At 37.9% G+C, this 11,910-nt stretch carries 7 protein-coding genes and 2 pseudogenes; 8 read left to right on the top strand and 1 reads right to left on the bottom strand.

Annotation, left to right across the window (positions count from 1 at the left end; translation table 11 throughout):
* The first annotated feature begins 310 nt into the window (after positions 1–310).
* The 3 genes from BHE89_RS26735 (at position 311) to BHE89_RS23150 (ending at position 2,911) form a co-directional block, all read left to right on the top strand.
* Entirely contained in the window at positions 311–835 is a 525-nt protein-coding gene (locus tag BHE89_RS26735; RefSeq protein ID WP_286146442.1) for a competence protein CoiA family protein, read from the top strand.
* 718 nt (positions 836–1,553) lie between these two features.
* Positions 1,554–2,630, top strand: coding sequence for a PAAR domain-containing protein (locus BHE89_RS27255; protein ID WP_353615163.1), 1,077 nt, complete (start codon positions 1,554–1,556; stop codon positions 2,628–2,630).
* A 14-nt stretch (positions 2,631–2,644) separates the two neighbouring features.
* The gene (locus BHE89_RS23150; protein WP_069367788.1) at positions 2,645–2,911 is read left to right on the top strand and encodes a hypothetical protein; all 267 of its coding nucleotides are present in this window, start codon (positions 2,645–2,647) and stop codon (positions 2,909–2,911) included.
* A gap of 188 nt (positions 2,912–3,099) precedes the next feature.
* Here the strand turns inward: BHE89_RS23150 and BHE89_RS23145 are convergent, their stop codons facing one another.
* A complete protein-coding gene (locus BHE89_RS23145; RefSeq protein WP_069367789.1) occupies positions 3,100–3,531 on the bottom strand; it encodes an antiterminator Q family protein in 432 nt (143 codons plus the stop codon).
* 1,015 nt (positions 3,532–4,546) lie between these two features.
* Here BHE89_RS23145 and BHE89_RS23140 point away from each other — a divergent pair.
* The 5 genes and pseudogenes from BHE89_RS23140 (at position 4,547) to BHE89_RS23120 (ending at position 11,709) form a co-directional block, all read left to right on the top strand.
* Positions 4,547–6,094 (top strand): type I restriction-modification system subunit M, encoded by a 1,548-nt coding sequence (locus tag BHE89_RS23140; RefSeq protein ID WP_069367790.1) that lies wholly within the window; start codon positions 4,547–4,549, stop codon positions 6,092–6,094.
* Between the two features lie 30 nt (positions 6,095–6,124).
* Positions 6,125–6,406, top strand: a complete 282-nt coding sequence (locus BHE89_RS23135) for a restriction endonuclease subunit S domain-containing protein (protein ID WP_128860796.1) — start codon at positions 6,125–6,127, stop codon at positions 6,404–6,406.
* Between the two features lie 59 nt (positions 6,407–6,465).
* Positions 6,466–7,098, top strand: a complete 633-nt coding sequence (locus tag BHE89_RS23130) for a restriction endonuclease subunit S (RefSeq protein WP_286146441.1) — start codon at positions 6,466–6,468, stop codon at positions 7,096–7,098.
* A 302-nt stretch (positions 7,099–7,400) separates the two neighbouring features.
* Positions 7,401–10,644 (top strand): annotated as a pseudogene (locus BHE89_RS23125) (type I restriction endonuclease subunit R).
* Positions 10,645–10,706: 62 nt separating this feature from the next.
* A pseudogene (locus BHE89_RS23120) lies at positions 10,707–11,709 on the top strand (restriction endonuclease).
* Positions 11,710–11,910 lie beyond the last annotated feature (201 nt).

Here is an 11,910-nt window from a genome sequence, read left to right as displayed (position 1 = left end):
ATATTATATAGTTAATATGCCTGCCTAACGTACATATCATGGGACAATGCACAGGACAGCTTATTTTTCAGCGTCCCGATGCTGTAGCACTCCTCGGATTGTATCTAATAGGTATGATTAAATTTTAACCTGTGCTTTTCTGTACCAGTTAGGAAGTGTACTTATGTATACTAGCTTTGACTGTTCATCATTTCAGGGAGGGGACATGCCGATAAAAGCAATTTTAGATGGGCAATAAATCCACTCATTCACTTTTAATGAGAGGTAATGGGAAGAGTTAAAAGACTCATATAAAAAGCGAACTCTAGTAATGTCGTGCTGTGGTCACGGGGCTATACCCAAAACTAGTAAGCTAAATAACTTCCATTTTTCGCACAAACCCAAAAGCGATTGCCAGTATACAAGAGAAAGCCCAGATCACTTATACCTGAAATTTTTAATTGCAAAGTTAGCGTACAAAGCTGGATGGTCTGTTACTACAGAACGCTCAGGTCAAACGCCAACAGGCGAACAGTGGATAGCAGATGTCTACTGCACTAAAAATAATGTTCAATTAATATTTGAAGTACAGCTATCACAACAGAGCATGGATGTATTCAAAGAACGACAGGCTAAGTACATAGCGTCAGGCATTAATAGAGTTCTTTGGTTACACAAATTGAGAAAAGGCAAAGAATTTTATTTTCGCGATATTTGTATATCCTACGATTTACCTATGTTCGGTATGCTGCAGGACGAAAATAATAATTACTATTTGCCTCAATTCTCGGTTTCAGTAGATCAGTTCATTACTGGTGTTTTAAATAAAAAAGTTAGCTTGGCACCCACAAAATAATACAAAGCTACAAGCTAAGGTTATTTTGTATAAAGAGAAATGTTGGTGCTGCGGAAAGAATACTAACAGTGTCCGAGGAATAGGGGTACATTCGCTTGATGATGTAGCTCTAGATTTTATCTCTTTTGGTAATCAAGATTGCAAAGACCTTTATACACAAGCATATAAGTAATGAAGTTCTAAAATCGCATGGCATAGGCTAATTAAAACAACGTTATAGTAAAACTGCGGGTGGTTTTTACCTTTCCAATGGTTGTAAATATTGTAATGCGTTACTTGGTGATATTTATTTACCTGATGCCCCTCTTTCTTTTGAATATCAAGCAAGTAAATATAAATCTATAGTGGCGTTTACGTTTGACTATCGCGGAAGTCCTTTTATCGAGCCGAATTGGTATTTTCAAGGAAAAAGAGCAAAGCTAATATAACCATGCAATTTTAACATGTTTCAAAAAACGACACTATCTACTTAGGCAGGATTACACTACGAATAATAAATGCAGATATCTCCCTTAAACATCCTGAATTATACCCTGATTAATTGTTCCATCTGTTCGTTTTATCATTTCCACCATTAATTGCTAAAAATTACTTGTTAATTCTTTATCGCTAAACAACAATGACATTTAACTTAAGTGATAATAAAGGAATTGCTATGGCTATAGGATATTTTTACGGGTAGGCGACAAAACAACTTGTGGCGGTCAAATTTTAACGGGTGACAATACAATACAATACAATGCAATGGTATGGTGTTGCTGGGGCTCGTGAAGGTGATATGGTGACCTGTGGTAAACATTCCGGTGCTTATTATATTATTGGGGGTGTCAGCAGTGTATGGCTTGAAGATAGGAAGCATGCGGGGACATTAGAAAGTACCAGCTCTTGCCCTTGTCATTCACGATTTATTCCCTCAATTCAAGATTGTTATAGCAATGATGAAGAACCTACGCCTCGCGCATATAGTCCACCAATAGTACAAGATAAGCCTATTGCTCCTCAGCAACACTTTAATAGTTCGCAATCAACATATAACGGATATGCTATCAGAGAGTGCAATAAAGCTGATGAGAAGCTATCAGATGGGGTCTATGTTTGGACTGAAAGAGTAGAAGCCAGACACTCTTATATTTCAATCCACAAAGATAACCATATTCATGTTTTTACTTATGGTCGGTTCGGGCGTACAGGTACTGGTGGCGTCGATGGTGATGGTATTCTTATATATTTACAAGGTGAGGATGCTAGAAATTATTTTAGGAATGAGCTGTACAAAATGAATGCTCGTGTTTTTTCAATAAATGATGCAGATATTGACAAAACATATCAACATTTCTATTCATTATGGATAAATGGCACAAAACCAACATGGTTACCTCAAAATGCAGGAGAAGCGACAAAAAATTACGGTCATGTAATCGATGTCTATGACTTAAGTTCAAGCAATTGTACAACCCATACAGTCCATGGATTGAAGGCAGGGGGATCAAAAATATTCAATAGCAGTTATACCCCAACCAGAACCCAATATCCTATAGAAAGAGAAGAGTCTTTTGTTATCCCTTTATCGCTAGAAGATTACCTGGATAGTAAAAAACACGATTTTTCTTCACTGGCTATTATTGAAATGACAGACGTGTTTAAAGAAAAATATCCTAATATTAATAGCGGAAAACCCACTGAAAAAGGGATTAAGCAATCTGGCTATGAAGTGGGAACCCAAAGCTTATCAACCGTAGGCTCATCCGGTATTTCATCTGAGGGATCCGGAGATATTTTTGGTAGCACTTTTTGATGCAGAGACCCCTGATGAAAGCTAAAAATATAGTAAAGTGGGCCTTAACCGTATTTATTATAATTACGAATTATTTAATTCTTTTTTTATTAAATATGGGATATGCGGTTACTAAAAAATACCAACTTGATCAGCCTTGGTCAGACCAACTAACGCCCCAAGGACTACAAGAAATCGCAGATATGTTAACTCAATCAAATGAATTGATTTCTACTTTTGCAATGCTGAGTTTTCCCACAAGTCTATTACTAATAGTCATTATTCATAAGGCCTTAAAGTAGCGTTTAAGTGCAACGTGTCACGCTATGGAATCCTGTGTTACCCAAGGGTAAATACTATACAACGGATATTAGTTTTTTTTAGCCCGTAAGTTAATAGACGAAAAGAGAAGGTAATCTATTGAAAGTTAAAAGCTATATCCCTGTTACCTTAATAAAGTAATCAAGGCTATGGCTAATATCGGGCAGGGTTATCTAAGAGCTGCGGTATTTTGTGGCTGTACGCGTTGCTGGTGGCAGGGAAAGCCATAAAGTAAATCTAGCTCTAAAGGTTCATCTACAGCGGTTAAGCAACTTAAGATAAAGCTCTCAGCTATCGCCATGCGTTTACGGACTTCGATTTCGTTCAGCTTATACTTACGGCCTATAGAACGTTTGGACATGCCCTTAGCGTAATAGCATTCGATAAAGTCACATTCTTGTTCCATCTGAACATTACGCAATTTCGCAATACATCCATCAATAATAAGTCCGTCCGCGTCACAACATGACAGCTTAGTAATACTCGTGCGGCTCACCAAGCCTTTAAACCCAGCGGCAACAGACGAGTAGCCAAGGCCAGATCGCCCACGAACTACCCAACCACCCCAATGTAAAAGTATCTTCTGTATATCTCTTTGCATTTTTACACCTATCTTTTTCTATATCAATTAGTACATTTTAACGATGTAAAGAGATAAAGCGAATAGCCTATAACCTACTGATTTATATTAATTATACCGAATTGGTAGAATTGAATTTTAAGCAGGTAGCATTTTGCAAATTGAAGCGGTGATATTATTCCCACCCATACCGCTCTAATTCTTTTTTCACTAAATTACTTAACAGTGTGTCCTATTTTAATTTTAGTGTCCCAGTGTGTATTTTTATTTTAAATCATGTTGTTAAGTCATTTTTGTGACTGATTTATAAATGTTGGGACAATAGCCGAGGACGGGGTGTTGTCCTATGTTTTTTGTTTATATATCAATGCGATAACCTGCCTTGGGACAGCAGGACGCATTTTTTCAGCGAAAAACATAACTATATAAAGAGATTTTATAAGGACAGGACTGGTAGTTAAGAAAAATAGTAGTATCTATCCTTTACTACTAAACATACTACCAAAGCTTTCGAGTTAAAACGATAGGTAACGAATATAAACGTATAATAAAAAAGCTTAACTCGTTATGAATTAAGGCTTTTTAAGGTATTTTCGAATATTTACGAATGCATTCGCTGGCGTAAGTTGAATTTGATATCTATTTAATTGATTTTTAATAATATTTTATTTTAATGAAATTTATGTATAACTAAACGTATAACTACAAGTTTATACTATAGACATTGAATGGAAATAAATGGAGAGTAGAGCTATGCGGAAAAGAGAGCCTTTTTGTAGAAAATTTAGTGTGATTTTTTGAAAAAAGAACGATTAGTCATAGTAGCTTGAAGCAGTTATTGCCTCAAGAGGTATTGAGAAAAAATTATTATCTAATACTCATAATTTGAAAGTAGCGTTGAAGTATGAAATATGACATTTGCTGATAATCCACCCTTTTGATAACTATCGCAAGTTATCAGCCTGTTTTATTAGATTTCTGGCTATAAATCAGTAACAATAGTTCCATTATTTTTACTGATGTAAGTAATGGAACAATGGCTAAAAAACCGAAAGAAACCAAATCTGAACCGTTAGAAGTTATCCTGTGGAAAGCCGCTGATAAATTGCGTAAGAATATTGATGCAGCAGAATACAAGCATGTTGTGCTGGGATTAATATTCTTAAAGTATATTTCTGATTCGTTTGAGTCTCACTATGAAAAGCTTAAAGCGGGTCAAGGCGAGTTTGCAGGGGCAGATCCCGAAGATAGTGATGAGTATCTTGCTTACAATGTGTTCTTTGTGCCTGAAAAAGCACGTTGGACAAATTTACTCAATAATGCAAAACAGCCCAATATCGGTAAATTAGTCGATGATGCTATGGAAGCCATCGAAGAAGATAACCCGCAATTAAAAGGGGTATTACCGAAGGTTTATGCACGTCAAAACCTTGATGCAACGGTACTTGGCGAATTAATTGACCTTGTGGGAGATATTGCACTAGGTGATGCAAAATCACGTTCTGCGGATGTACTAGGTCATGTTTTTGAATATTTCTTAGGTGAATTTGCGTTAGCGGAGGGTAAACAGGGCGGTCAGTTCTATACGCCGAAGTCAATTGTTTCCTTACTGGTTCACATGCTAGAGCCTTATGAAGGGCGTATTTTTGACCCGTGCTGTGGTTCTGGCGGTATGTTTGTTCAATCAGAAAAATTTGTTGAATCCCACCAAGGGAATATTGATAACATTTCCATTTATGGTCAAGAGTCTAACCAAACCACATGGCGTTTGGCGAAAATGAACTTGGCTATCCGCGGTATTAACTCTGAGCAAGTAAAATGGAACAATGAAGGCTCGTTTTTAAACGATGCTCATAAAGACTTACGTGCAGATTTTATTATTGCGAACCCGCCGTTCAACGTTTCTGATTGGTCAGGTGAACAATTACGTAAAGATGCCCGTTGGCAAAATGGCATCCCACCAGCAGGCAATGCAAACTTTGCGTGGATGCAGCACTTCTTATATCACTTGTCACCGAAAGGGCAAGCGGGTGTGGTACTGGCTAAAGGGGCGCTAACTTCGAAAACGTCGGGTGAAGGTGATATCCGAGCCGCATTAGTAAAAGATGCGAATGTGATTGATTGTATTGTTAACCTGCCTGCTAAATTATTCTTAAATACGCAAATTCCTGCTGCGCTATGGTTTATGCGCCGTGATCGTAATAACTCATCGGTGTATCAAGATCGTAGTGATGAAATTCTATTTATTGATGCGCGAAATCTTGGTCATTTAATTAATCGCCGAACTAAAGTGTTATCGGATGAAGATATTAAGCTGATTTCAGATACCTACCATAATTGGCGTAATAAAGATGGCGAATATGAAGATGTAGCGGGTTTTTGTGCATCTGTCGCTATCGATAAAGTGGCTGAATTGGATTATGTGCTAACACCAGGTCGCTATGTGGGTCTTGCTGATGAAGAGGATGATTTTGATTTTAAAGAGCGTTTTACCGCACTAAAAGCCGAATTTGAAGCACAATTAGAAGAAGAAACAAAACTTAATCAAGCAATTGCCGAGAATTTGGCAAAGGTGATGATATGAGACAGCAAACTGAATTTGGGGAAATTCCTGTTGATTGGCAAGTCAAAAAAAATTATAGATATTAAATCTGATGATAAACGTGCAATAGCAATGGGGCCTTTTGGCTCAAATATTAAAGCTGATAACTTTGTACCGTCAGGAGTACCAGTTATACGCGGTACTAATATGAATTATGCGAAATATGTTGATGGTAACTTTGTTTATCTTACTGATGAAAAAGCAGATGAATTAATCGGTAGTAACTGTAAACCTAATGATCTTGTTTTTACGCATAGGGGAACTATTGGGGCAAGTAGCATTGATCCCTCATAATAAATACTCTCGCTATGTTATCTCTCAGTCAGGAATGAAGTTGACTGTTAATCAGTCGATTGTTAATTCAGAGTTCTTATTCTACTTTTTTTAAGTCTGATTATGGTCAGTATCAAATACTTAAATATGAAGCTCAAGTTGGAGTCCCATCAATTAGTAACCCGTTAACATCGTTGAAAGAAATGAATGTTCCAGTTCCATTATTGACAGAACAAAAAGCCATTGTTTCCGTTCTTTCCTCATTAGATAACAAAATCGACTTACTCCATCGTCAAAATAAAACCTTAGAATCAATGGCAGAAACACTTTTTCGTCAGTGCTTTGTTGAAGAAGCTCAGGATGATTGGGTACATGGAACATTAAAAGATGAGTTTGCTTTTACTATGGGGCAATCGCCTAAAGGCTCTTCATTTAATGAGGAGCAGATTGGTACGCCTATGTTTCAAGGTAACGCTGACTTTGGTTTTAGATTTCCTAAAGAAAGAGTATATACAACGGAACCGACACGGTTTGCCCAAAAACTAGATACATTAATCAGTGTACGAGCTCCTGTGGGGGCTCAAAATATGGCACGAAGCAAGTGTTGTATTGGTCGCGGAGTTGCAGCATTTAGACATATAAATAATCCTGATTGGTACACTTATACATACTTTAAATTAAGATATTTAATGGATGAAATAAAAAAAATTTAATGATGAAGGTACTGTATTTGGCTCCATCAGCAAATCAGATTTTGAAAAGATAGACGTGGTTATTCCACCAGCAAGCATAATTTATAATTATGAAATAATGGTAAAACCATTAAATGATAGAGTTATCACTAATTGTTTCCAAATTGAAAAACTAGAAAAACTTCGCGACACGTTACTCCCTAAATTAATGAGTGGAGAAGTGCGCGTTAGCTATACACCAGAAGAAATAAAACAATAATCGAATTAGGCAGCGTATCTTGGCGCTGCTTTTTTATACCCTTTTGCTAAAGGATGACAAAATAATGTCAAAAATGACAGAATCCGATATTGAAACCATGACCATTGAGCAGCTACAAGCCCTAGGCTATGAATATATGTATGGCCCAGACATTGAGCCGTCGGGTATAAATCCCCTGCGTACTTATCAGCAAGTCATTCTTCAGCAAAAAAGTATTAGAAGCGATACAACGCTTAAACTCGCATTTAACACAAGATAAATGTGAGGAAGCCTTAAAACAAGTCACACAAATTAACTCGCCAGATTTAATGGCAAATAACCTGAGTTTTCACCGTTTACTGACGGAAGGTATTAACATTGAAGTCAGTAAAGATGGCAATACTCAAGGCGAATATGTGTGGCTGGTGGATTTTAATCAACCTGATAATAATGAATTTCTAGTAGTCAATCAGGTCACTATTCGGGAAGATCGCAAAGAGCGTCGCCCTGATGTGATTATCTATATTAATGGTTTACCGCTGGTGGTGATTGAACTAAAAAATGCCATTGATGAAAATGCCACCATTGAAGGGGCATATAATCAAATTAAAACCTATCAACAGCAAATTCCTTCATTATTTACCTACAATGCCTTTAGCGTAATTTCTGATGGATTAGAAGCTAAATCAGGCACTATTTCTGCTGATTTTAGCCGTTTTATGGCATGGAAAACCCATAATGGCATGACGGAGGCAAAAAATACTCAGCCACAGTTAGAAGTGTTAATTCAAGGCTTGCTTAATCCCGTTACACTATTAGATATGATCCGCTATTTTATCGTGTTTGAATCTAGTAAACAGGAAGATAGCAACGGTATCATTTCGATTAAAACTGTCAAAAAAATGGCAGCCTATCACCAATACTATGCGGTGAATGCGGCGGTACTTTCGACCATTCGTGCCTCGAATGTCAATGCGAATTCACCGTCTGCGGAAGTAGCGTTACGGCAACAAGGTAGGAACCAACAGCACCTTGTTTTAGAACAAAAAGCAGGCGATAGAAAAGCGGGGGTGGTATGGCATACCCAAGGTTCGGGTAAATCCCTCTCAATGGTGTTTTATACAGGTAAGATTGTTTTAGCCCTCGATAACCCAACGGTTGTGGTGATCACTGACCGTAATGATTTAGACGACCAATTATTTGGTACTTTCTCTTCTGCGGTACAACTGTTACGTCAAACCCCGAAACAAGCTGAAAATAGAGAAGAATTAAAAGAATTACTGAAAGTTGGCTCGGGTGGAGTGATATTTACCACTATTCAAAAATTCCAGCCTGATGATGGCAGTAGTGTTTATGAACTACTGTCTGATCGCAGTAATATCATTGTCATTGCTGACGAGGCGCATCGTTCCCAATATGGTTTTTCCGCAAAAGAAGTCGATGTGAAAGATGAGCAAGGTAATGTCATCGGTAAGCGCACCGTTTATGGATTCGCAAAATATATGCGTGATGCTTTACCAAATGCCACTTATTTAGGCTTTACGGGAACACCCATTGAAAAAACAGATGTCAATACTCCCGCGGTATTTGGTAATTATGTTGATATCTATGATATCGCTCAGGCTGTAGAAGATGGGGCGACAGTGCCTATCTACTATGAAAGTCGTTTAGCAAAAGTCAAAATTAGCGATGAAGGACGAGAGCTGATCGAGGAATTTGATGAAAGCTTCACAGATGAAGACTTAACACAGACTCAGCAACAACGGGCTAAATGGGCGCGAGTTGAAAGTATTATTGGCAGTAAAGAGCGAATCAAAGCGATCGCCAAAGATTTAGTCACTCACTTTGATGAACGGTTAGTGGCGAATGCTAATCACGGTAAAGGCATGGTCGTTGCTATGTCTCGGCGTATTGCTGCGGCATTGTATGAGGAAATCGTGGCACTCAAACCTGAGTGGCACAGTGATGATCTCAATGATGGTGTGATTAAGGTCGTGATGACGTCTTCCGCATCTGATGGCCCTGATATCGCTAAACATCATACGACGAAGAAAGACAGGCAAGTACTCGCTAATCGCATGAAAGATGAAGATGATAAGCTGAAATTAGTCATTGTGCGTGATATGTGGTTAACGGGATTCGATGCACCGAGTATGCACACGTTATACATCGATAAACCGATGAAAGGGCACAACCTAATGCAGGCTATCGCCCGTGTTAACCGAGTCTATAAAGATAAATCAGGTGGTTTGGTTGTCGATTATTTGGGAATTGCGGCGGATTTAAAATCGGCACTGTCTTTTTACTCAGATGCGGGTGGTAAAGGTGATCCTGCACTTACCCAAGAAAAAGCCGTTGAGGTCATGAAAGAAAAATTAGACGTCCTTGACGGAATGCTCTTTAGTTTTGATTATCGTGAATATTTCACCGCATCCACATCCCGTAAATTAGCCATAATTTTAGAAGCAGAAGATTTTATTTTAGGGATTGATGAAGGTCAGGGGAAAGTGCGTTTTTTAACTGCGGTCACCGCTTTATCTCAAGCCTTTGCGTTAGCAACACCACACCCTGAAGCGATGGAGGCAGCACCTGAAATAGCCTTTTTCCAAGCGGTAAAAGCCAGACTGAATAAGTTTGATTCAACTGGAGGAAGTGGCATTATCGGTGATGACAGCATGGAAGTTCGCGTTAAACAGACCATTGATCAAGCCTTAGTGACTGATACGGTAGTCGATGTATTTGATGCTGCGGGGATTAAAAAGCCTGATATATCGATCCTTTCTGATGACTTTTTAATGGAGATGCAGGATTACCAACATAAAAATATCGCGTTGGAAACCTTAAAAAAATTGTTAGCAGATGAAATCAATGTGCGAACAAAAATGAGCGTTATTCAAGGTAAAAAGCTGATGGATATGCTCACAGGGGCGATTAAAAGCTACCAAAATAAAATATTGACGGCAGCTGAAGTCATTGATGAGCTAATTAAATTAGCGAAAGATATCAATAAGGTTGATAGTGAAGCGAATGACCTGAATTTATCACCTTATGAATATGCTTTCTATACGGCTGTGGCTGAAAATGATAGTGCTCAAGAATTAATCGGAAAAGCAAAGCTAAGGGAATTAGCGGTTGTACTGACTGAAATGATCCGTAATAACGTCACATTAGATTGGACTATCAAAGAGTCTGCAAGAGCAAAAATACGCGTTATCGTTAAGCGGCTACTTAATCGTTATGGCTATCCGCCTGATATGTCTGCACTGGCAACAGAAACCGTCTTGGCGCAAGCGGAGTTGCTATCGAATGAATTGTTGAAATCAAATTAGTGGGTTTACTTTAACCGATTGATCTTTAAGTAGGAACAAATTGATGAGTCAAAAAAATGTGGATGGTTCGTGGTGATTCAGGGAAGTTATATGATGATTTTCGAGAAAAAGAACTGGTTGGTTTAGGCTGGTCTGGCTTAGCTCCATTATTGAAAATTGGACAATCAAGAAAAGAGATACTGAAATTATACCGTCAAGTAGACCCAGCAACGAAACTCGGTACAGCGCGTTCAGGCGCATCTCAAGTATGGCGTTTTATTAATGAAATTAAAGTTAGCGATTGGGTAATCACTTATTCACCTGCTAACCGTACCTATTTATTAGGGCAGGTTGTTTCTGAGTTTCAATATCGTGCTGATCTTTGTTCTATGGGGATGGGAATTGCACGTCAGATCAAATGGAATACTGATGAGATTGATCGGGATACCTTATCAATTAAAACCAAAAATACCCTAGGTTCTACATTGACCGTTTTTAAACTTCCTGATTTTGCTGTGAAGGAACTATTGCAAAATAAACCATCATCTTTGAGTAGTAAAGTCGCGGATATTTCACATGCAGAAGATGAAGAAATGATATCTGATCCATTAAAGGATATGGAAATTCAAGCGTTAGAACGTATTAAAAGATAAAATAATTACCCTTGATGCAGATGAAATGGAATTATTAGTTGCCGGTATTCTGCGTGGGATGGGATATAAAACCCAAGTTTCGCCAAATAGTGGTTCAGATAGAGGGAAAGATATTATTGCATCGCCTGACGGTTTTGGATTTGAAAACCCAAGAATTGTGGTTGAAGTTAAGCATCGTAAAGGGCAAATAGGCAGCCAAGATTTAAGAAGCTTTATTGGTGGACGCCATCATGATGACCGAGGTTTATACGTCAGTACTGGTGGCTTTACCAAGGATGCTCGCTATGAAGCTGAACGATCAAAAATCCCTCTATCACTTTGGACATTAGATGATTTAGTACGCACTTTGATTGAACATTATGAACAGGTTGATATTGAAACGAAGTTACTGGTGCCATTGAAGAAAGTTTTTTTACCAGTCTTATCTGATTAATTTAGCAATAAGAATTTTAGGTTAAGAAGTCTATTTTTTATCAGTAAGAGTCAAGTTAATCACTTAGAGAAAATATAGACTTACCATTGCTAGTGTTGAATATAGGGAGCAAAATGCTCCCATCTATTATTTTTTAGTATGTTAAAATTACCAATAATGTGTTGATTATAAAATTTTTTTATCGTAGATCTTTTTTACAGA

This window comes from Shigella sp. FC1967 (genome assembly GCF_001743005.1).
Classification (GTDB): domain Bacteria; phylum Pseudomonadota; class Gammaproteobacteria; order Enterobacterales; family Enterobacteriaceae; genus Proteus.
This window is presented reverse-complemented; position numbering and strand designations above follow the sequence as displayed.